This window comes from Kocuria sp. LHG3120 (assembly GCF_049897445.1).
Classification (GTDB): domain Bacteria; phylum Actinomycetota; class Actinomycetes; order Actinomycetales; family Micrococcaceae; genus Kocuria; species Kocuria rosea.
The window spans coordinates 140,790-162,211 of record NZ_JAFCWG010000008.1; the positions used below are offsets into that span (position 1 = coordinate 140,790).

At 74.1% G+C, this 21,422-nt stretch carries 17 protein-coding genes and 2 tRNA genes; 9 read left to right on the forward strand and 10 right to left on the reverse strand.

The window, feature by feature from the left end; genetic code table 11:
- Window positions 1-11: 11 nt before the first annotated feature.
- Complete coding sequence (locus ACP7CD_RS15760; protein WP_336649938.1) at window positions 12-1,478, reverse strand: lipopolysaccharide biosynthesis protein; 1,467 nt, start codon at window positions 1,476-1,478, stop codon at window positions 12-14.
- A gap of 107 nt (window positions 1,479-1,585) precedes the next feature.
- Here ACP7CD_RS15760 and ACP7CD_RS15765 point away from each other — a divergent pair, with 107 nt between their 5' ends.
- From ACP7CD_RS15765 to ACP7CD_RS15780, 4 genes are all read left to right on the forward strand, one after another.
- Window positions 1,586-2,680: a glycosyltransferase gene (locus ACP7CD_RS15765; RefSeq protein WP_426120594.1), complete on the forward strand. Its 1,095-nt coding sequence runs from the start codon at window positions 1,586-1,588 to the stop codon at window positions 2,678-2,680.
- A gap of 78 nt (window positions 2,681-2,758) precedes the next feature.
- Window positions 2,759-2,847 (forward strand) — tRNA-Ser (locus ACP7CD_RS15770).
- 195 nt (window positions 2,848-3,042) lie between these two features.
- Window positions 3,043-3,465: a spore germination protein GerW family protein gene (locus tag ACP7CD_RS15775; RefSeq protein ID WP_426120595.1), complete on the forward strand. Its 423-nt coding sequence runs from the start codon at window positions 3,043-3,045 to the stop codon at window positions 3,463-3,465.
- Window positions 3,466-3,477: 12 nt separating this feature from the next.
- Window positions 3,478-3,888 carry a phage holin family protein gene (locus ACP7CD_RS15780; protein WP_017831991.1) on the forward strand — a complete coding sequence of 137 codons (411 nt, stop codon included), beginning with the start codon at window positions 3,478-3,480 and terminating at the stop codon, window positions 3,886-3,888.
- Between the two features lie 13 nt (window positions 3,889-3,901).
- Here the strand turns inward: ACP7CD_RS15780 and ACP7CD_RS15785 are convergent, their stop codons facing one another.
- Window positions 3,902-6,019 carry a prolyl oligopeptidase family serine peptidase gene (locus ACP7CD_RS15785; protein WP_426120596.1) on the reverse strand — a complete coding sequence of 706 codons (2,118 nt, stop codon included), beginning with the start codon at window positions 6,017-6,019 and terminating at the stop codon, window positions 3,902-3,904.
- 106 nt (window positions 6,020-6,125) lie between these two features.
- On the opposite strand from ACP7CD_RS15785, the gene ACP7CD_RS15790 reads away from it, so the two are divergent.
- Window positions 6,126-8,048 carry an FAD/NAD(P)-binding protein gene (locus ACP7CD_RS15790; protein ID WP_426120597.1) on the forward strand — a complete coding sequence of 641 codons (1,923 nt, stop codon included), beginning with the start codon at window positions 6,126-6,128 and terminating at the stop codon, window positions 8,046-8,048.
- Window positions 8,049-8,088: 40 nt separating this feature from the next.
- On the opposite strand, the gene ACP7CD_RS15795 is transcribed toward ACP7CD_RS15790, so the two are convergent.
- From ACP7CD_RS15795 to ACP7CD_RS15805, 3 genes are all read right to left on the reverse strand, one after another.
- The gene (locus tag ACP7CD_RS15795; RefSeq protein ID WP_426120613.1) at window positions 8,089-10,710 is read right to left on the reverse strand and encodes an ExeM/NucH family extracellular endonuclease; all 2,622 of its coding nucleotides are present in this window, start codon (window positions 10,708-10,710) and stop codon (window positions 8,089-8,091) included.
- Window positions 10,711-10,771: 61 nt separating this feature from the next.
- Window positions 10,772-12,898, reverse strand: coding sequence for a bifunctional metallophosphatase/5'-nucleotidase (locus tag ACP7CD_RS15800; RefSeq protein ID WP_426120598.1), 2,127 nt, complete (start codon window positions 12,896-12,898; stop codon window positions 10,772-10,774).
- A gap of 148 nt (window positions 12,899-13,046) precedes the next feature.
- Window positions 13,047-13,134: transfer RNA gene (locus tag ACP7CD_RS15805), tRNA-Ser, on the reverse strand.
- 95 nt (window positions 13,135-13,229) lie between these two features.
- Here ACP7CD_RS15805 and ACP7CD_RS15810 point away from each other — a divergent pair.
- The 4 genes from ACP7CD_RS15810 to ACP7CD_RS15825 all read left to right on the forward strand — a co-directional run bounded on the left by ACP7CD_RS15810 (window position 13,230) and on the right by ACP7CD_RS15825 (window position 16,737).
- The gene (locus ACP7CD_RS15810) at window positions 13,230-14,666 is read left to right on the forward strand and encodes a cryptochrome/photolyase family protein (RefSeq protein WP_426120599.1); all 1,437 of its coding nucleotides are present in this window, start codon (window positions 13,230-13,232) and stop codon (window positions 14,664-14,666) included.
- A 108-nt stretch (window positions 14,667-14,774) separates the two neighbouring features.
- Entirely contained in the window at window positions 14,775-15,758 is a 984-nt protein-coding gene (locus ACP7CD_RS15815; RefSeq protein WP_426120600.1) for an NAD(P)H-quinone oxidoreductase, read from the forward strand.
- Between the two features lie 133 nt (window positions 15,759-15,891).
- Window positions 15,892-16,356: a hypothetical protein gene (locus tag ACP7CD_RS15820; RefSeq protein ID WP_017831984.1), complete on the forward strand. Its 465-nt coding sequence runs from the start codon at window positions 15,892-15,894 to the stop codon at window positions 16,354-16,356.
- 60 nt (window positions 16,357-16,416) lie between these two features.
- Window positions 16,417-16,737 carry a hypothetical protein gene (locus ACP7CD_RS15825; protein ID WP_426120601.1) on the forward strand — a complete coding sequence of 107 codons (321 nt, stop codon included), beginning with the start codon at window positions 16,417-16,419 and terminating at the stop codon, window positions 16,735-16,737.
- A gap of 25 nt (window positions 16,738-16,762) precedes the next feature.
- Here ACP7CD_RS15825 and ACP7CD_RS15830 read toward each other — a convergent pair whose 3' ends face one another.
- The 5 genes from ACP7CD_RS15830 to ACP7CD_RS15850 form a co-directional block, all read right to left on the reverse strand.
- Window positions 16,763-17,401, reverse strand: a complete 639-nt coding sequence (locus ACP7CD_RS15830) for a glycosyltransferase family 2 protein (RefSeq protein WP_368827778.1) — start codon at window positions 17,399-17,401, stop codon at window positions 16,763-16,765.
- A 219-nt stretch (window positions 17,402-17,620) separates the two neighbouring features.
- Window positions 17,621-18,052, reverse strand: a complete 432-nt coding sequence (locus ACP7CD_RS15835) for an ATP-binding protein (RefSeq protein ID WP_426120602.1) — start codon at window positions 18,050-18,052, stop codon at window positions 17,621-17,623.
- Window positions 18,045-18,377 carry an STAS domain-containing protein gene (locus tag ACP7CD_RS15840; RefSeq protein WP_017831980.1) on the reverse strand — a complete coding sequence of 111 codons (333 nt, stop codon included), beginning with the start codon at window positions 18,375-18,377 and terminating at the stop codon, window positions 18,045-18,047. Before ACP7CD_RS15840 ends, ACP7CD_RS15835 begins: the two co-directional genes overlap by 8 nt.
- Window positions 18,361-20,316, reverse strand: coding sequence for a glycosyltransferase family 2 protein (locus ACP7CD_RS15845; protein WP_017831979.1), 1,956 nt, complete (start codon window positions 20,314-20,316; stop codon window positions 18,361-18,363). Before ACP7CD_RS15845 ends, ACP7CD_RS15840 begins: the two co-directional genes overlap by 17 nt.
- Window positions 20,313-21,410: a PP2C family protein-serine/threonine phosphatase gene (locus tag ACP7CD_RS15850; RefSeq protein ID WP_426120603.1), complete on the reverse strand. Its 1,098-nt coding sequence runs from the start codon at window positions 21,408-21,410 to the stop codon at window positions 20,313-20,315. Before ACP7CD_RS15850 ends, ACP7CD_RS15845 begins: the two co-directional genes overlap by 4 nt.
- Window positions 21,411-21,422: the final 12 nt, after the last annotated feature.

Genomic DNA, 21,422 nt, shown 5'->3' on the forward strand with positions numbered 1-21,422 from the left:
GCCCCTCCGGTTCAGCCCCGTCGCACGCGCGCGGCGAGAGCCCGCAGGGGCGGGCCGGCATCGCGCCATGACAGTCCCGCCCAGACGCCGAGGAACCCTGCCGTCACCGCCGCGGACTGCCACCAGACGGGCTCCTCGGGCAGGATGGCCAGCCCGCCGAGGACGAGCGCGTAACCGATGAGGATGCGGACGACCAGTCCCGTCCAGGGCATGGCGTCCAGGCGCCAGACGACCACGAGCGGCACGGCGGCGGCGAGCGCGGCGCCGGCCAGATAGCCGACGGCTGCGGCAGTCACGCCGAGCGTCGGGGCCAGCGCGTAGATCGTGGTGACGCCCACGGTGAGGCCCGCACCGTTGGCGAGGGCCAGCACCTTCACGCCCCAGGCGACCGTGCCGCTCAGGCGGGAGGTGGCGGCGTTGAAGCTCGTGCACGAGACCGCGGCGAACAGGAGCACGAGCAGGGAGCCCCCCGCGGCGTAGTCGGCTCCGTAGACGAGGAGCATGAGCGCGTCGGCCCAGAAGATGCCCACCGCGAAGACCGGCAGGAAGACCGCGACCATGATCCGCATGATCCGGTCCACCTGGGCCCGGAAACCCTCGCGGTCCCCGGCGCCGTACATCCGGGCGATGCTGGGCGACAGGGCCGTGAGCATGGACGCGGAGAGCATGCTCGCCGGTGTCGCCAGGGCCACGGCGGCGACGTACAGCCCGTGAACCCCGGTGCTGTCGATGGTGCGGCCGATGATCACGGAGAGCTGGAGCAGGCCCGTGGAGGTGAGCAGGTGCACCGAGGTCCAGGCGGTGAAGACCAGCATCTCCCGCCGCAGCTCCGGGGGCGGCACCGTGCCGGAACGCCGCGGCCACGCCGGCAGGGAGTAGAGCAGGTAGCCGAGAATCAGGGGCGCGAGCAGCCACGGGGTCCAACCGGCGAGCAGGACGAGGGTCAACGACGTCAGGCTGACGAACGAGCTGAGGGCGTCCCACGCTGTCGTCGTCACGAACTGGTTGTTGCCGGTGCGCACGCCCCGCACGAAGTTGTACGCGGACAGCGCGATGAGCAGCATCCCCGCGGACAGCGCGTAGTACCACGGCAGATGCAGACTGAAGGCCGCCCAGGCGGCGGCGACGGCGGCGAGTCCGGCCGTCGCCGCCGCGACACCGCGCGCGGCGAACGCACCGACCGCGGCCTGTTCCACGGGGTTCTGCCGCGACCGTGCCATGGCCGTGAACTTGGAGACCGTCGTGCCTCCGGCCTGCGGCCACAGCAGGACGAGCAGCGAGGCGAGGGAGATCACCGTGTTGACGTCGCTCAGGGCCTCCTGACCGAGCAGCCGGGCCACCAGGATGCTGTAGCCGAGCCGGGTGAGCCCCTGCACGAAGACCGCCAGGACGGTCAGTGCGAACGCCGAGCCCAGCGGGTTGTCGGTGTTCTCGTGGTTGGGCGGGGGGAAGAGGATGGCGCGGAGGCGGGCCGTCATGCGGTCCTCCGATGGGCACGGGAGTTCATCGGGGCCGAGTCTAGCCCCGGCCGTTAGAGTTGGGCCGAGCCCACTCGGGCACCACTCCGTCGGAAGGTCTTCATTTCATGCGTTCTCTCGTGGTCACCGCCTGGTTCCCGGACCGGGACGTGCCCAGCCGCACCCCGTTCGTCCTGGAGCACTGCTGGTCCCTGCAGGAGACCGGACACGAGGTCGCGGCTGTGCACGTCGTCATCGGGCGGACCCGCCGGACGGACGTCCGAGAGGTCTACGAGGGTGTGCCCGTCACCCGGGTGTGGCTCGACTTCACGGACCCCCTGAGCTACGTCCGGGTCGCCCGCACGATCCGCCGGGGCCTGCGCGGCGCGGACGTCCTCCACACCATGGCTTTCTCCGCCGTCCTGATCGCCGCCCCCTCCTGGTTGCTGCGCCGCCGCCCCTGGGTGCACACCGAGCACTGGAACGGCGTCGTCGCCCCGGCCAGCGTGGGCCCCCTGTGGGAGCGCCTCGCGTGGTCCCGCCACGCCCTGCGGCTGCCCCATGCCGTGACCGGGGTGACGCGGGAGCTCGCGGAGGAGATGGCCCGCTTCGCCCGCCCGGGAGCCACGCACGTGGTGCCCTGCGTAGTGGACAACCCCCGTCCGGTGCTCCCGTTCCCGCCGTCGCCCCCGGTCCGGCTCGTCGGCGTGGGGGCTTTCATCGAGCGCAAACAGCCCCTGCTCGCGCTGGAGACGGTCGCCCGGATCGTCGAGCGGGGCGCGGACGTCCGCTACACCATGGTCGGCTCGGGCCCACTCCTCGACAGCGCCCGGCGCCGGGCCCGGGAGCTGGGCATCGCGGACCGCGTCGAGTTCACCGGAGCGGTGGAGCCGTCCCGGGTCTTCGAGGAGATGTCCCGCGCCCACGTGTTCTTCCTGCCCAGTTCGCAGGAGAACTTCTTCACGGCGGTCGCCGAGTCCCTCGCGGCGGGTCGCCCGGCGGTCGTGCCGCTCAGCGGCGGCTTCGACGACTACTGCACGGACGAGAATTCGGTGCTCGTCGACAGCTGGGACCCGGAGGCCCTGGCCGACGCGGTCCTGCGGGGGTGGGACCGTTTCCGGGACGCGGATCCGGCCCGGATCGCGGAGACCGTGCGGGAGCGGTTCTCCCGCGGTGCCGTCGGCACCCGGTTCGGGCGCATCTACCAGCAGATCGCCGGCTGAGCCACCCCAGCTTTGACCCCGTGCCCGGTCCTCCCTTAAGCTGGCCCGTGTTGCCCACCCGCGTGGTGGGCCACGGATGGAGACGTGCCAGAGCGGCCGAATGGACTTCACTGCTAATGAAGGGTCGGGGTTAAACTCGACCGGGGGTTCAAATCCCCCCGTCTCCGCGCTCGTGACGTCCCAGGACGTCGGAAACACCCCGGACCCGCGGTCCGGGGTGTTTCGCGTTCCGGGCCCGCACCCGGGCCCGCACCCGGGCCCGCACCCGGGCCCGTCATCTGCGGTCGCCCCGTGACCGGGGGCCGGCGGCTTCCTAGACTGGGGCTCAGCGCGCCGCCGGCGCCCGAGCCCAGGAGGCCACCATGCCGGAGCAGGACCGTCCGCAGACCACGCCCGCCGCACCCGGTGCGCCCCGCCCCGCCCCCGCCTGGCGCGCCGGGCTCACGGACCGCTCCGTCCTCGAGGAGGCCGTCGACGCCGTGACGGTGCGCCGGGTCTTCGGCGAGGCGTACGAGGTGCACGGCACCACGGTCGTGCCCGTGGCCCGCGTCAGGGGCTGGGGCGGCGGTGGCGGGGGCTCGGGCGAGGAGAAGGACAGCTCGGGCAGCGGATCGGGCGTGGGCTACGGCGTGCACGCCGAGCCGGCCGGGGTGTACGTGGTCCGGGGGGACAGCGTCACGTGGCGGCCCGCCGTGGACGCGGGGCGGATCGCCCTCACCCTGGGCCTGGCGCTGTGCGGCGCGGCCGCGCTGGTGGGCTGGGCCGCCGTCACCCGCCGTTCCTGACAGGATGGGGCCATGTCCTTCCTGCTCCGTGTCCTCGTCAACGCGCTCGCCATCTGGGTGGCCGCCTGGATCCTGCCCGGGATGGGCATCGCGGCGGACCCGTCCGTCGTCTCGGCCGTCGGGGGCGAGACCACGGCGTCGGTCCTGGCCTACCTGTTCGTCGGCCTGGTCTTCGGCGCCGTGAACGCGGTCGTGCGGCCCGTGCTGACGATCCTGTCCCTGCCGATCACCTGCCTCACGCTGGGCCTGTTCGCCATCGTGGTCAACGCGGCGATGCTGTGGCTGACGTCCTGGCTGAGCTCCTTCACGCCGCTGCGGCTCGAGATCGACTCCTTCCTCTGGACGGCGGTGCTCGCCACCCTGATCATCGGGGTGGTGTCCCTCCTGATGGGCTGGGCCGTCCCGGACCGCGAGCGCCGCTGACCCGCGCCGGGGCTCAGCCCCGGTGCAGCGCCGTCCAGAGGAACTCGTGGGACAGCGCGTGCAGGCGGGCGGCCTGCTTGTTGTCGCCCGCGCCCGCGTGCCCGCCCTCGGTGGCCTCGTAGAACCACACGTTCTCGTAGCCCATGCCGAGCATCCGCGCGGCGGCCTTGCGCGCCTGGACGGGGCCCACGCGGTCGTCGCTCGTGGCGGTCCAGAACAGGACGTCCGGGTAGTCCCGCCCCTCCTCCAGCAGGTGGTACGGCGAGAACGTGCGGACGGACTCCCACTGCTCCGGGTCGTCCGGGTCGCCGTACTCCGCGATCCAGGAGTAGCCCGCGGACAGCTTCGTGTAGCGGCGCATGTCCAGCAGCGGCACCCCGCAGGAGATCGCCCCGAACAATTCGGGGTGCCCGGTGAGCATGTTGCCCACGAGCAGCCCGCCGTTGGAGCCGCCCGAGCACGCGAGCGTTCCCCGGGTGCACACCCCGCGGTTCTGCAGGTCCGCGGCGACGGCCGCGAAGTCCTCGTACGCCCGGTGCCGGTTCCCCTGCAGGGCGGCCCGGTGCCACGCGGGGCCGTACTCGCCGCCGCCGCGGATGTTGGCGAGGACGTAGACCCCGGACCGCCCGGCGTCGTCGGTGCGGGTCAGCCAGGACCGCCCGAGGGCCCCGGAGTAGGCGGGGGTCCGGGAGACCTCGAAGCCGCCGTAGCCGGAGAGCAGCGTCGGGTTCCGCCCGTCGAGGACCGGGTCGGCGGGGCCCACCTGGAAGTAGGGCACCCGGGTGCCGTCCGCCGAGACCGCGAAGTGCTGCTCGACCGAGAGCCCGGTCGTGTCGAAGAACGCGGGGGCGGTCCTCGCCACCCGCGGCGGGGCCGTCACCCCGCCGCGGGCCGGGAGGGTGCCGCGGGACACGGTGGTCGGGGTGAGGAAGCCGGTCGCCACGAGCCAGTAGTCGTTGCCCGCCTCCGGGTCCTCGTCGTCGACGGCGTAGGCGTCCACGCTGTGCAGGGCCGGCGCCCCGGGCAGCTCGGACGAGGTCCAGGGGCCCGGCTCGGCGACGCGGACCACCGAGGAGACGTCCCGCAGCAGGTTGAGGATCAGCCGGTCGGCCGTCCAGGACCAGGACTGCAGCGACGTGCGCGCGTCCGGGACGAACACGGCGGTCACGGAGCGGTCCCCGGCCAGGAACGCCTCGAGCTCGGCCACGAGCAGGGACCCGGCCGGGTGCACGGTCCCGTCCAGCTCGAGCTCCTCCTGCGGGCGCAGCAGCAGCCACTGACGGTGCAGGTCCACCGTCACCGAGTCGGGGACGTCGACGTGCACGAGCTCCTCGTCCCGCACCAGGTAGGTCCGGGAGGCGAAGAAGTCGACCACGTCCACGGCCACGTCCCGGACGAAGCCCGGGGTGTGGTCCCGCACGAGCACCGCCTGCACGTGGTCCTCGGCCACCTCGAACACTTGCCGGGCCTCGGCGAGGTCCTGCCCGCGGCGCAGGACGCGCACGGTGCGGGGGTAGGAGGAGGTGGTCATCGAGCCGGGGCCGAAGTCGGTGCCCACGTGCAGGGAGTCGGCGTCCACCCACGTCACGGTGGACTTCGCCGTGGGGACGTCGAAGCCGCCGGGCACGAACCGGCGCTCGTCGAGGTCGAACTCGCGCACCCGCTTCGCGTCGCCGCCGTCGGGGGAGAGGCTGAGCAGCGCCAGCCGGTGCTGCCCGCCGGTGTACTGCGGGCGCAGCAGCCGGGCCCCGCCCCAGACCCAGTCGACGCCCTCCACGGCGGCCAGCGCGTCGACGTCGAGCAGGACCTCCCACTCGGTGTCCCCGCCGAGCCAGGACTCCCACGTGGTGCGGCGGAAGACGCCGCGGGGGTGCTCGGCGTCGCGCCAGAAGTTGTAGTAGTGCGGCCCGTGCTTGGCGACCATGGGGATCCGCTCGGTCGAGTCCATGACCGCGAGCACTTCGGCCTCGAGGCGGCGCAGCCGCGGGCTCTCGAGCGCCGCCAGGGTGCGGGCGTTCTGCCCGGCGACCCACTCCAGGGGCGCGTCCCCCGTGATCTCCTCCAGCCACAGGTTCTCGTCGTGCGGCTGCTCGGCGGTCGGGCGGGCGGCGGTCTGCGCGGTCTCGGTCATGTCCGCCATCGTAGGCGCAGCCCCGTGCCCGTGGCCCGGCGGGCGGGTCGATATCCTGAGGGCCATGAGCGCAACGGGCAGGCCAGGTTCCGAACGACGGGTCACGGTGATCGGGGCGGGCCCGCGCGGGCTGTCGGTCGTGGAGCGGCTCGCGGCCCGCGCCGCGGCCTCGGGCGCCCGGGTGCGCATCGACGTCGTCGACCCCTTCCCGCCCGGTCCGGGGCACGTGTGGCGGACGAACCAGTCCCCGCTGTACCTCATGAACACGCCCTCGGTGTTCCCCACGGTGATCGCCGACGACGGCGTGCTGCCGGTGGACCCGCTCGAGCCGCTGCGGAACATGAGCTTCGAGCACTGGCGGCTCGCCGCCGTGGCGGGGACCATCGCCGTGGACCCCGACGACGCCGCGCACCTGACCCGGATGACGCCCCAGTCCTATCCGTCCCGGCGGATGTACGGGGTCTACCTCTCCTGGATCTTCCGCACGCTGCAGGACGCCCTCCCCGCCACCGTGCAGCTCGCCGTGCACCGGGCCGAGGCCGTGGGCGTGCACGTGCGGGAGCACGCCCGGCACCGCTACGACGTGGAGATCAGCGGCGGGCAGAACCTCCCGGCGGACGCCGTGGTGCTCGCCCTGGGCCACCTCGACGCCGACCTGCGCCCCGACCAGCGGGAGCTCGTGGACGGCGCCGCCGAGCTCGGGCTGACCTACTGGCCGCCCGCCGTGCCCGCCGACGTGCACTGGGACGACCTGCCCGCCGGGCGCACCGTGCTGGTGCGCGGCATGGGCCTGAACTTCTGCGACGTCCTGGCCCAGGTCACCGAGGGCCGCGGCGGAATCTACACCCAGGACGGGGAGCGCTACGTCTACCACCCCTCGGGGCGGGAGCCCGTGATCGTGGCCGGCTCCCGCCGCGGCGCCCCGTACCGCTCCAAGGCGGTGCTCGAGGGCTACTACGCCGGCTCCCTCGTCACCCGGTTCTTCACCCTCGACGCCGTGCGGGCGCTCGCGGCGCGGGCGGAGGGTCCGCTGTCCTTCGAGACGAACCTCTATCCGCTGATCCGCAAGGACGCCCAGTGGAACTACTACTCCGTCCTGGCGCGGACCGCCCCGGACGCCTTCGAGACCGATCCGCAGGAGTTCCTGGCGCGCTTCGACGCCGTGCTCGGCACCGGCGACGACCATCCCGAGGGGCCCTGGACCTCCCGGGCCGAGCGGCTCATCGCGTCCGCGGTGGTCCCGGGACGGCAGCTCAACGCCCTCCGGCTGGCCCGCCCCTTCGAGGGGCTCAGCTTCGGCTCCCACGACGAGTACGCGGCGGCCCTGGTCCACCACCTGGACCGGGACGTGCACGGCGCGCTGGCCGGCGAGGACGACCCGCTGCAGATGGCCGTCGCCTCGCTCAACGCCGCGCGCACCGTGCTCAAGGCCGTGCTGGCGGACCTCGGGATCAGCGACGCCTCCTGGACCGACGAGCTGCGGCGCACGTTCGAGCCCTTCGTGGAGGGCCTCGCCTCCGGGCCGCCGGTGCTGCGGAACCAGCAGCTGGCGGCGCTGGCCCGCGCCGGCGTGGTGCGCTTCCTGGGCCCGGACCCGCAGTTCCTCGTGGACGAGGAGGAGGGCCGGTTCATGGCGAGCTCCCCCTGGGTCAAGGACGAGCCCTTCCGCGCCGAGCACCTCGTGGAGGCCATGTCCCCGCCCAACGACGTCCGGCGCAACATCTCCCCGCTGCTGTCCGCGATGCACCGGGAGGGCCTGGTGCGGGTCCGGGCCATGGAGACCCGGGACGGCGTCGCGACCGTGCCCGGCACCGGGCTGGACGTCACCCGGGCCCCGTACCGGGCCGTGCGCGTCGACGGCGGCGTGGAGCCCGGCGTCCTCGTGCTCGGCCTGCAGCTCTCGGCCGTCCAGTGGGGCGTGGCGATCGCCGCGGAGGCCGGGGCGTCCGCGGAGCTGGGTGCCCGGACCCTGGCGGACGCCGACCGCATCGCCGCGGCGGTGCTGGGCCCGGCCCCGGCACGCGACTGACCCCGGGGGCACCGGGGCCGGCCGGCGCGCCGCGGCCGGGTCAGCCGAGGCGGCGGTGCAGGACCTCGCGGGCCCGGTCGTCGGCGTGCTCCCGGAGGCCCTTGCCGGGGTGCTCGCCGGAGTTGCCCCTGCCACGCTTCTGCGGGCCGGCGGGCCCGGCGCCGGCGGGGGCCAGGCCGACGATCTCCGGGTTGTGGTCCGAGGCGCGGTACGGGTCGGCCGCGTAGAGGTCGACCACGTTGTGGTTGTGCCGGCTGTACTCCAGGCCCACCGACTCGTGGGCGTTGATCTCCCAGATATCCGAGCCCGTCACGGTCCCGGCCGCGGCGGGGGACGCCAGGACGTGGTCGAGGGAGCCGACCATCCCGCCGTAGGCGTAGGAGTGCTCGCCCGCCGGGGCCAGGTCCGTGTAGCCGGCCTCGTGCAGGACCCGCATCGGGTCCTCCTGGTCGTAGGAGTTGAAGTCACCGGTGAGGAACACCCGGTCGGTGCCCTGGGTGGTCTTGAGCTCCTCGGCGAAGGCCACCAGGGCCTGGGCCTGGGCGGTGCGGTCGGCGTTCCAGGCCCCGGCGCCGTCCCCGGCGTCGGCGTTGGGGCCGGTGGAGGGGGCGGAGCCCTTGGACTTGAAGTGGTTGACGACCACCGTGAAGTCCTCGCCCGCGTCCCCGCCGGCGGGGCGGAACGTCTGGGCCAGCGGCTCGCGGGCGTTGTCGAAGTTCTCCTCGTCGCCCAGGATCACGGACTCGCCCACGGTCCCGAGCGCGGCCGGCTGGTAGATGAACGCGGTGCGGATGACGTCCTCGTCCTCGACGGCCGGACGCTCGGCCGGTGACGGCACGTACGCCCAGAGCTCGGTACCGGCGGCGGTGTTGAGGGCCTCGACCAGGTCGGACAGGGCCTGGTCCCGGTCCTTGCCGAACTTCGCGGAGTTCTCGATCTCCTCCAGGGAGACGACCTCGGCGTCCAGGGCGTTGATCGCGGCGACGATCTTGGCCTGCTGGCGCTGAAGGTCCTCCTGTTCGGCCGCCCCGCGGGCGTCGCAGCCTCCGCGCACCGAGACCGGGTCCCCGGCGCGGTCCGTGTAGTAGGTGCAGCCGGTCAGCTCGTCGCCGGTGGTGGTGAAGTAGTTCAGCACGTTGAACGTGGCCAGCTGCACGTCCCCGCCGACGTCCTCGGGGGCGGCGGTGCGGGTGTTCTCGGCGACCACGGGGGCGCCCTGGGCGTTGTCCCCGGTCACCCGGGTCGTGGGCTGGAGGCGCCACTCCTCGAACGAGTAGCCGAGCACCACCGGCGCCACGAAGTCCACGGGCGCGCCGATCCGCATCGGGGTCGTGGGAGAGAGGTAGGGGAGGGGGACCGAGGCGTTGGCGAAGTTGCCGTAGTTGGTCGTGGCGCCGTCGTCGAGCAGTACGCCCCGGGCCTCGTTGTCCGCGGCCTGGGCGGCGGCCTCCGGCGAGCCGGGCGCGCCCACGGCGGTGGGCTGCACGAGCGGCGTGGTGTCCGCGGCCAGCCCGATCTCCCCGTAGCGGTTGAGGTCGTGGTTGTCGGTGATCACGAACTCACCGGCCGGGTCCAGGAGCATGCCCTCAAGGTCCTCGCGCTCGGCCTCGCCGGCGGGCCAGCCGACGGCGGCGGGCTCGACCGCCTCGGCGGCCTCGTCGAGGACCGTGACCCCCTCCGGGTGCACGCTGATCTGGGTCTGTCCGTGGTACTCGGCGACCGTCCCGGTGACCTCGACGTACTGGCCGAGCTCCACGTTCGCCACGGCCGAGGGTGAGTACACGAAGACGCCGTCGGAGGCATCGTGGGCGGCGGTGTCCAGGTCGCCACCGGTGCCAGGGGTCTGGAGGTACCAGCCGTTGAGCCCGCCGGTGGCGTAGACGGCGGTGACCACGCCGCGGGTGGTCACGGCCTGTCCGGCCCGGGGGGAGACGTCGTCGGTGCCCTGGATGTCCCGGATCGCCAGCTCCACCGGCGGGGCGGCGGGCTCCGGGCTCGGCTCGGGGACCGGTTCGGGGGCGGGCTCGCCCCCGCTGCCACCGGAGTTCTGCGGGGTCACCGCGGTCGTGGCGGTGAAGTCGGCGGAGTTGTCGTCGGTGTCCACGCCGTCGGCGCGGGTCATGGACTTCGGGTCCGCATTCGCCGACGGGCCCGTGGCGGGCGCGGTCTCGTAGGTGTTGGAGGTGCCGTAGCCGAGCAGGTCCACGAGCCCGTCGGTACCGGTCACCGAGCCAGTGGGGGCGGCCAGGGGCTGCTCGCCGTCGGAGAGCACGATCGTCCCGGAGACGCCCGCCGGGTTGAACGAGGTGGCGAGGTCGGGGGCGGGCAACGCGGCACCGCTGCCCGCGTTGGACCCGCCCTGGACCAGGAAGTAGCCGCCCGGGGCGATGGTCCCGGACAGCGCCACCGTGCTGGTGACGGTTCCGGTGCCGGACGCGGAGCGGTACTGCAGGGTCCAGCCGGTGAGGTCCACCGGCTGGACCGTGGGGTTGTAGAGCTCGACGAACTTGTGGGTGTAGACGGCGTTGGCCGAGCCGCCGTTGGTGTAGGCCTCGTTGATGACCACGTTCGCCCCGTCCGGGGCGGCGTGCACGGGCACGGTCAGCGGCGCGGCGAGCAGGGCCGCGGCCAGAGCCCCGCTCAGGGGCAGGGAGAACAGCATGTTCACGGTGGGGAGTTCCTTCAGTGGGGGCAGGGGGAGAAGGGGAGAGAACGATCGGGGCTCAGCCGAAGAGACGGCTGAGGACCTGGTGGGCCCGCTCGGAGCCGTGCTTCCAGTCGCCGCGGCCGGGCTCGCCCTGGCCGGGGTGCTCGCCGGAGTGGCCCGTGCCGGGTTTCTGCGGCTCGGTCGGCCTGTCGGTGGGCTCCGGCTCGGTGGCGCAGTCGGTGAGCAGGTCCAGGACAGCCTCCGGCACGCGGACCTGCGTGCCGGACGGCTCGGCGACCAGCCACACGGCGGCGTCGTCGGCCAGGCCGGTCGTGTCGAGGCTGACCGAGGTCGTGCCGTCGGTGACCGGTGCCGTGCCGAGTTCAGTGCCGTCCGGGTCGCCCGCGCGCACGCTCAGCGAGGTGTTCTCCGGTGCGCCCAGGGAGGTCATGTCCAGGGAAGAGACGTCGAAGGTCACGGTGCAGCCGTCCGCGGCGGCCCCGGTCAGCGCCACGGACCGGCGGTCGAACTCGGGGGACAGCGGGCTGTTGGCGGCGAGGTACTCCATCCAGGCGTCGCGGTCGATCCGGCCGGTGTCGGTGACGTCGGTGCCCTCGGTCAGGGCGGTGAAGTTGTCGCCGCCCTCCACCAGGAAGGACACCGAGCCGATCACGTACTCGGCGGCCGGGTCGACGGGCTGCCCGTCGACCGTGATCGAGGTGATCCGGTCCCCGGCCGGGCGGGCGGCGTCGAAGGTGTAGGACACGTTCTCGGACAGCCCCAGCTGCAGGTACGGCCGGGACGATCCCTCGGGCTGCCACTGCTGTTCGAGGACCCGCTCGAACTGCTCGCCGGTGAGGGTCACGGTGGTGAGGTTGTTGGCGAAGGGCAGCACCTGGTTGGCCTCGGACTCCGTCACCACGCCGTCGCGCTCGCCGTCGATGACCTGGCCGGGGTCGTCCGCCCAGAGGAGGTCGGCGCGCAGGCCGCCGGGGTTGATGAGGCCGATCTGCACGCCGTCCGACTCGTCCAGGCTGTCGCGGATGGATTCGGCGACCAGGTTGCCGAGGCTCGACTCGGCGCCGCGGTCGTCGCGGGCCTGCACGCCGTCCCGCAGACCGTAGGCGGTGGTGATGTCCCCGGTGATCTCGCCGACCGGGGTGCTGCCCCGCTCCAGGGCCACCGCCTCGGCGTCCGCGACGATCCCGGCGACCTCCGCGACGCGCGGATACCGGGCGACCAGCTCCTCCTCGGTCGCGGTGACGACCTCGTCGACGGCCAGCACGCCGGTGGTGAGGTCGACGTCGTCGGCGGCCTCGTCGTAGCTCAGGGAGATCCGCCCGAGGCTGCCGCCGTACGAGCCGGCCTGCAGGACCGCGCGGTCGAGGTCGCCGTCGCCGTCCACGTCGACGCCCTCGTCGTAGACCTGGTGGGTGTGCCCGTTGAGCACCACGTCCACGGTCGCGCTGGTGCCGGTCACCAGCCGGTCGCCGAGGGCGTCGGCCGCGTCGGCGGCGCCCTCGTGGTAGACGGCCACCACGACGTCGGCCCCGTCCGCCTCGAGCCGCTCGGCCTCGGCGTTGACGGCCTCGACGGGGTCGCCGAAGGTGATGCCCTCGATCGCGCCGGGCGAGACGAGCGTGGCGGTCTGCTGGGTGACGGCGCCGACCACGCCCACGCGCACGCCCTCGACGTCGAACGTCGCGGACGCCTCGGTGACGAGCTCGCCGTCCGGGCCGGTGACGTTGGCCGCCAGGTAGGGGAAGCCGGCGCGCTCGGTGATGCGGCCGGTCAGGTCGTCCGCGCCCCGGTCGAACTCGTGGTTGCCCACGGCGGAGGCGTCGAGCTCGAGCGCGTCGAGCACGTCGAGCGTGGGGTCGTCCTGCTGCACGGCCGAGACGTACTCGGAGGCGCCCACGTTGTCCCCGCCGGACAGCAGCAGCGTGCCGTCCTCGTTCTCCGCGCGCAGCTGCTCGATCGCGCCCGCGAAAAGGAGGGGGTCGGAGGAGAGCCGGCCGTGGTAGTCGTTGAAGTAGAGCAGCTCGACGGCCGTCTCCCCGGCCGCCGCCGCCCCCGCGCCCGGTGCCGGCGGGGGCGCCGTCCCCTGGGCGGACGCCGCGGGGAGGACCAGACCGGTCGAGGCGACCACGGCGCCGGCGGCGAGCGCGGCGAGCAGGGCAGGACGGTGCTTCTGGGGCGCCATGGGGGTCCTCCGGGGGATGCGGCGGTGCGTTGTCCCCATTTCAGCACGCAGAGGTGAACGGCGGACCACGACACCGCGACATTTCTCCGGCCCCGGGACGGGCCGAGGCCCCCACCGGCCGGTTCGCGGTGGGGGCCTCGTGCGGAGGCGGAAGGTAAGGGATTTGAACCCTTGGTACGGGGTCACCGCACACCGGTTTTCAAGACCGGCTCCTTAGGCCGCTCGGACAACCTTCCCCGCGCCCGTCCGGTCCCCGGCGGGGGCGGCGGAGCGCGCAGCCCATTCTTCCACGGCGTCCGGAACGCCGCCAAAGCACCGGTAGGGTGAGCGCGTGGACGCACCCGAGAGCCCCGACCGCGGGACGACGACGATCGTGTGGTTCCGGGACGATCTGCGCGTCACGGACCACCCCGCCCTCGACGCCGCGTGCCGGCGCGGCGCGGTGGTCGCCCTCTGCGTCCTGGACCAGGAGTCCGAGGGGGTCCGGCCCCTCGGCGCGGCCGCGAAGTGGTGGCTGGACGGGTCGCTGCGGTCCCTGCGGGAGTCGCTCCGGGAGCTGGGCATCCCCCTGGTGCTGCGCCGCGGTCCCGCCGGGGCCGTGCTCCCCGAGGTCCTCGAGCGCACGGGGGCGGGCGGCATCACGTGGAACCGCCGCTACGGCGGGCCCGAGCTCGCCGTGGACGCCGGGGTGAAGCAGTGGTGCGCCGAGCACGGGGTGGAGGCGCACTCGTTCCAGGCCGCGCTGCTGCACGAGCCGTGGACCCTGCGCACCGGTGCCGGCGGCCCGTACAAGGTGTTCACCCCCTTCTGGAAGGCGCTCCGGGCGCTGGAGATCCGGCAGCCGCTCCCCGTGCCCGGGCCGGGCCGGGGGGCCGCCGCGGAGGTGGCGGCGGCCGCCGGCACCGAGGACCAGGACGACTGGGACCTGGTGCCGTCCCCGGAGCGCGCGGCCGGGCTGGCCGCGGTGTGGACACCCGGGGAGGCGGCCGCGTGGGAGCGGCTGGACGACTTCCTGGACCGCGTCGAGGACTACGCCGAGGGCCACGACCGGCCGGACCGGGACGGCACCAGCCGGCTCTCCCCGCACCTGCGGTGGGGCGAGATCAGCCCGTTCGCGGTCTGGGACGCGGCCGTCCGGCACCGGTCCGAGCAGGGGAGCAGCCCGGGGCTGGAGAAGTTCCTGGCCGAGCTGGGCTGGCGGGAGTTCAACTGGCACCTGCTCCACCAGGTGCCGGACCTGCACGTGCGCCACGTCCGCCCGGCCTTCGACGCGTTCCCGTGGCGGGACCCGGCGGAGGCCGCCGGCGACGTCCGGGCCTGGCAGGAGGGGCGCACCGGCTTCCCGCTCGTGGACGCGGGCATGCGGCAGCTGCGGGCCACGGGGTGGATGCACAACCGGGTCCGGATGGTCGCCGGGTCCCTGCTCACCAAGAACCTGCTGGTCGACTGGCGGGTGGGGGAGCAGTGGTTCTGGGAGACGCTCGTGGACGCCGAGCCGGCGAGCGGGCCCGGGAACTGGCAGTGGGTCGCGGGCTCCGGCGCGGACGCGAGCCCGTTCTTCCGGATCTTCAACCCGCTCACCCAGGGCCGGAAGTTCGACCCCGAGGCCCGCTACATCCGCCGCTGGATCCCCGAGCTGGCCGGCGACGAGGGCGTGGACCCGCACGAGCCCGGTCTGCTCGGCCCGTCGGTGGGCTACCCCGAGCCGGTCGTGGACCTGCCGGCCAGCCGCGGACGCGCCCTCGACGCCTACGCCTCGATCCGCTGAGGGCGGCGCCGGCGTCCCCCTGTTCGCCACGGGCCGACGCCGGGTGACCGGGTGCCCGCCCCGCGACACAATGGGAGCGACCGTCGCCCCCGACCGGAAGGCCCCACCATGCGCGCAGTGCTCGAGACCACCCCCGGCGGACCGGAGGTCCTCGCCGTCGCCGAGATCCCCGCCCCGGAGCTCACGCCCGACGGGGTGCGGATCCGGGTCCGGGCCGCCGGGATCAACCGGGCGGACGTCATGCAGCGGCTGGGCAGGTACCCGGTCCCGCCCGGGGCGTCGACCGTCTTCGGCCTCGAGGTCTCGGGCACGGTGCAGGAGCTCGGCCCCGAGGTGCCCGCCGGCGCCGGGTTCGCCCCCGGCGACGAGGTCGTCGCCCTCCTGGACTCCGGGGGCTACGCCGAGGAGGTCGTCGTCCCGGCCGGCCAGGTCCTGCCCGCGCCCGCCGGGGTGGACCTCGTCGCCGCCGCCGGCCTGCCGGAGGTGTGCGCCACGGTGTTCTCCAACGTCTTCATGGCCGCCGCCGCCCGCGAGGGCGAGACGGTCCTGGTGCACGGCGGCACCGGCGGGATCGGCACCAACGCCCTCCAGATGTGCCGGGCCCTCGGCCTGCGCGTGCTCACCACGGTCGGCAGCCCGGACAAGGCCGACGCCGCACGGCGGCTCGGCGCCGAGGCGATCGACTACCGGCAGGAGGACTTCGTGGCGCGCGTGCGGGAGCTCACGGACGGGCACGGCGCCGACATCGTGCTCGACGTCGTGGGCGGCTCCTATCTGGGGCGCAACCTGGACGCGCTGGCCACCAACGGCCGGATCGCGGTCATCGCCACCCAGGGCGGGCGCACGGGGGAGCTGGACCTCGGGAAGCTCATGGCCAAGCGGGCCGCCGTGATCGGCACCACGCTGCGCCCGCGGCCCGTGGCGGAGAAGACCCGCATCATGGCCGCCGTGCGGGAGCACGTGTGGCCCCACGTCGAGTCCGGCGCCGTCCGCCCGGTCGTGGACCGCACGTTCCCCTTGGACGAGGTCGCGCGGGCCCACGAGTACTTCGACTCCGGCACGCACATCGGCAAGGTCCTGCTCGTCCCCTGAGCGCACCCCTCGGTGCGGCCGCGGACGGCCCGGTCCCGGCCCGCCGCCGGCCCGCCCCGGCCCGCCCTCCGTGCGCACGGAGGGCGGGCCGGGCCGCCGTAGGATGGACTGTCTCCACTCGAAAGGACCGCCCGTGGCATTCCTGCGCGACTACCGCGCCGCTCGCCGTGACGAGGCCGAGCTCGGTCTGGGCGTGTGGCGCCGCGCCCACGACCGGTTCCGCCGGGGTCTGGACCGCTTCCACCAGATCCTCGAGAGCCTCCCGGACAAGACGCTCGCGCAGTCCGTGGTGCCCACCGCCAACGCGCTCGCCGATCTGCTGCCGGAGGTGCGGGCCGTGTGCGCGGCGGCGCAGCGCACGGCGCCGAGCAGCAGCCACGACATCCCGGCCTCCCCGGGCGGCTACCTCAACGACGTCCACCGCGAGCTCTCCCGGGCCGGCAACGCGATGGCCCAGGCGGCGGAGGCCCTCACCATGGCCCGGTTCGTGCGGGCCGACGAGGAGTCCTCGGCCCACCGGCTGGACGCGGTCGTCCGCCGGGCCGAGGCGGTGCGGGAGCACGTGGAGCGCGCCGAGGAGCTGCTGCGGCGCGGCTGAAGCCCGTTCCCGGCGGTGACGGGGTGGACCCGACAGCCTGCTGATGGTTTGATGGGCGGCATGAACCCCTCCGGATTCGACTACCGCGCGGCCGACGGCGAGTTCGACGCCCGCTGGTCCCGCTCGCCCCTCGGCCGGCCCGACCGCGGAGGCCCTGGCCGCTTCGGCCCGGGCTACGACCTGCCCGGCCGCCGGGGCGGGGGGTACGGGCGCCGCTCCGGCTTCCGGATGCTCCCCTTCCCCGGGTACTCCACCCGGACGCGCCGCGGCACGAACGTCACGGTGGGCGGCTGCTGCCTGCCCCTGCCGATCGGGTGCCTGACCACCACGGTCCTCGCGGGCGCGGCGGCCGTCCTCGTGGGCCGCGCCGCCCGCGACTGAGCGTCCCGGTGGGCCGGGCGGCGGATCACGCGGCCGCCGGCTCCGCGCGGAGGACCTCGACCGGGACGGGCGCGAGGTGCTCGACCGGGACGGGGGCGGCGTGCTCCGCCGGGACGGGCGCGAGGTGCTCGACCGGGACGGTCCCGTCCTCCTCGGCCTCCAGCGGCGGGCAGAGGCGCCAGCCGACGGCCTCCAGGTCGAGGGCGAGACGCGTCTGGCCGGTCACGGCGCCCTCGTCGCAGTAGCGGCCGAACGACCGGTGGACGTCCTCGAGCGCCTGCCAGCGGATCAGCGCGGCCGGGCCCCCGACTGCGGTGGACCGGGCGGAGACGGCGCCCACGTTGCGGTCCCGGAGGGCGGCCAGGGCGCGGGCCAGGAAGCCCGGCGGCAACCGGACGCCGGGGTCGAGGACCAGCACCAGGTCGTCCGGCTCCATCCGGACGGTGTCCAGGGCCTGGTTGAGCGCCCCGGCACGGTGGTGCCGGTTGTCGACGGTGAGCAGGACCTCGGCGCCGGCGTGCAGGGCGACCTCGACGGTGGCGTCGGTGGAGTCGTCCGACATGACGAGGATGCGCTCCGGCGGACGGGTCTGGCGGTGGAGGGAGACGACCGCGTGCTCGACGCGGGCCGCCTCGTCGTGGGCGGGAATGATCGCGGCGATCATGACGACTTCTCTCGGCGTGCCCGGCGTGCGTCCCGCCGCTGACGTCCCCCTGCGGCGGGGCGCCCGACCGGCCCCTGAACGAGTGTTCTCGGTGACAACGTGAGCCCCCTGACGTGTTGTCCTGGACCAAAGTCTAGGCACCACGGCGGACAGTTTACATCCGCAAATCAGGGGACGTCCGCCCCGGCCGGACGCGGGTCCAGCGCCTCCCCGGGGGCGCTACACCTCGTCCCGGCCGCACTCCCGGCACAGCTTCCAGACGTTCGTGTCCCCGTGCCGCTCGAACACCACCCGGCTGACCAGGGCCTGGATCAGGGCGAGCCCGCGGCCGGACTCGCGGTGCTCCTGCGCCATGGCCCCCGTGAGGTCGACCTGCGCCGGTGCGGCGCCGATCTCGTAGATCCTCGCCTCCAGCCGGTGGGGGTCCGCGACCAGGTCCACGGACAGCTCGATCGGGTCCTCCGCCGCGGGCACCGCGTGCACCACCACGTTGCCGGCCGCCTCCACGACCGCGAGCGTGAAGGCCATCCGGTCGGTCTCGGGCACGAACGCGGCCTCCCCCCACAGCGCGTCCAGGTCCTCGTGCAGGGTGTCCACCGTCAGGGCGGTGGCCGGGCCCCGGCGCGAGCGGCGGGCCGTGGGCTCAGTCATCGGCGAAGGCCGCGTCGGCGGTGTCGTAGGGGGTCAGGACGCGGTGCATGCTGGTGAGCTCGAGGACCATGCGGACCTGGGGGCGGACGTTCGCGATCCGCAGGTCGCCGCCGGCCTGGCGGGCCAGCTTGAGGCACCCGATGAGGGCGCCCAGACCGGACGAGTCCATGAACTCGGTGCCGCCGAGGTCGACCACCACGTGGTTGCTGCCCTCGTCGACGACCTTCGCCACGACCTCCCGGAGCTTGGGCGCCCCCACCATGTTGAGCCGTCCGGTGCCCGTGATGTGGGCGAACCTCGGCTTCTGCTCAATCGTGAACTGCATCGGCACTCCTCTCCTCGGGCTCGAAGCCCGTGTATCTCGCGGCGGTGACGAGCACGCTCAGCACCACCAGGTCGAAGGCGACCCAGGCCACGTTGACCAGGGTTCCCACCGGTTCGTTCAGCCCCACCGCCAGCCGGGCGGTCCCCACCAGGAGGGCCGCGGCCAGCAGCCCCATCACCACCAGCTGCGGGCGGATGAGGTGCCAGGCCGGGCCGGCGTCCTGCCGCACCTTGGGCGTGACGGCGAAGCCGAGGGGGCGGCCGAACCAGACGTTGCGGGCGGCCGTGGTGCACGCCCTGATCCAGATGGGGAACAGGGCCAGGCTGTACTGCTGGCCGCGCCAGGTGGGGATGCCCCGGCCCACCACGAGGAACAGCAGCTGGTTCACCACCATGAAGGGGATGAAGCGGACGAAGAAGTCCCAGCTGAGGCTCGTGACGGGGAGGATGCCCAGCACCAGGTACACGATGGGCGCGGCGAAGTAGACGACGGCCGCGAAGCCGGACAGGTAGCTCCACATCGTGGCGAAGTACATGAGCCGCTGGCCCCACCCCAGCCGGCGCTGCAGCAGCGGGTTCTCCCGGAGCAGCACCTGCACCGTGCCCTGCGCCCAGCGCAGGCGCTGGGTGAGCATGGTCTTCAGGTCCTCGGGGGCCAGGCCGTGGGCGAGGACCTCGTGGTGGTAGACGCTGCGCCAGCCCAGGCCGTGCAGGCGCATCGCGGTGGCCATGTCCTCGGTGACGGAGATCGTCGCCAGCGGCATCACCGGCTGGGCCTCGCCGGGCCGGTCCACGGAGACCGCCTCGAGCACCTCCCGGACCGGTTCCACGGCGGCCAGGGGGGACAGGTCGCGGCGGGACATCCGGTCCACGGCGGAGGCGAGCTCGTCCGGCCACACCATGCCGTCCTCGGGGGGCAGGTCCAGGGCGGCGATCGAGGCGAGGTCCGCCTCGATCTGGGAGAAGTCCTGCGTGACGGTGCGCCGGGCCGCCGCGTCCACCTCGCGCTGCAGGCGGTAGGTCAGCTCGGTCAGGGGGGCGCCGGCCTTCAGCTCGGCGCGGGCCCGCGCGGTGGCGGCCTCGACGTCGTCGAGCATGCCCGCGACGACGGGGTTCGCGGCCTCCGGGGACCGTCGCGCCCTGCGCAGGGCGGCCCGGGTGCGGGCGAGGGACTCCTTCACGTCCTGCTCGACCTCCTGGACGTAGCCGGAGAGGCCGAGCTGCATGAGCGCCTCGCGGCGCAGGATCGCGTTGGAGCCGCAGAAGAAGGCGGCGTTCCAGCCGTCCTTGCCCTGCTGGATGGGGCCGTAGAACAGGGGGGCCTGGCTGCCGAGCGGATCGTGGTCCGGCACGTTGACGAACCACTGCGGCGTCTGCACGAGCGCCACCCTGCGGTCGTTGAACCAGCCCAGGGTCCGGTCCAGGATCTCCGGGGCCGGGACCTGGTCGGCGTCGAGGATCAGCAGGAACTCGCCCTGGGTGAGCATCAGGGCGTTGTTGAGGTTGCCGGCCTTGGCGTGGCGCGGCCGGTCGGTCCAGTCCTCGCTTCGCGTCAGGTAGCCCAGCCCGTGCTCGGCGGCGAGCGCCTCGAGCTCGGGGCGGGCCCCGTCGTCGAGGATCCACGTGCTGTGCGGGTGCCGGATGGCCTGCGCCGCCAGGGCGGTGCCCATCACGAGGTCGAGGGGCTCGTCGTAGGTCGTGATGAACACGTCCACGGTGGCGCCCGCGGGCGGGGCGCCGGCCTCCCCGCGCCGCCGGAGCCGCCAGACGGTGAGCCCGAACAGCGAGACGTCGATCAGGCTGTACGTCTCGGCGAGCACCAGGGGAACGGCGATCCACCACGCCGACCAGTTCAGCGACTCGAGCCAGCGCCAGGCGATGTAGTTGACGCCCAGCAGGAGGGTCAGGACGACCAGGAGCCGGACGAGGAAGCGGTTCACGGGGCGGACCGGCGGCGGACGACCACGGCGGTGACGTCGTCGGTGCGGGTCTCCTCGCCGGCGAGGTCGAGGACCGCGGTGCAGGCGGACGGGGCGTCCTCGTGGCGGGCGACCACGTCCGCGACCGCGCGCACGGCGTCGTCGACGTCCTCGTACGCGTCGAGGAGGCCGTCGCTGACGACGACGAGGGCGTCGCCGGGCGCGAGCACGATCCGGCCGGGCACCCACTGTGTCCCGGGCACCGCCCCCACCGGGGGACCGCCCGGGCGCAGCCGGTCGATCCCGCCCGCGCGCACGTGCAGTCCCAGCCCGTGGCCCGCGTCGACGTACTCCACGACCCCGTCGGCCGTGTCCAGGCGGGCGTGGAAGAGCGTGACGAAGGAGTCGGAGTGGGCGAGGTCGTGCTCGAGGTGCCGGCAGGTGTCGCGGAAGGCCCGCTCCATGTCCGGCTGCCCGGCCGCGGAGCGCAGCACGGCGCGCACGGTGGCGGCGATGAGCGCGGCCCCCATGCCCTTGCCCATGGCGTCGGCCAGGGAGACCTGGAGCCCGCCCTCGGTCGTGTACCAGTCGAAGAAGTCCCCGCCCACGCTGCGGGACGGCCGGCACGCCCCGGCCACGTCGTAGCCGGGCACGGACGGGGCGGCGGCGGGCAGCAGGCTGCGCTGGACCTCGGCCGCGCGGCGCAGCTCCTCGGCGTCCGCCTGCTCCGCCCGGGCGCGCGGCCGGCGGAACATCGCCTCGATCCTGGCCTGCAGCTCCCGGGGGCTGAACGGCTTGCTGATGTAGTCGTCCGCCCCGCGCTCGAGGCCCTCCAGCCGGTCGATCTCGCCCGGGCGGGCCGTGACCATGAGCAGGTAGGCGTCGGAGAACTGCCGGACCCGCCGGCAGACCTCCAGCCCGTCGAGGTCCGGGAGGCTGAGGTCCAGGGTGATGAGGTCGGCGCCGTCGCGGCGCACGGCCTCGATGCCCTCGAGGCCGGTCGCGGCGGTCGTCACGGTGAAGCCGCGCATGCCGATGGTCTGGGCGAGGAGGTTGCGGATGTCGTCGTGGTCTTCGATCACGACGGCACGGCGACCCTGGGGGGAGGGGGTCATGGACTCATTAAG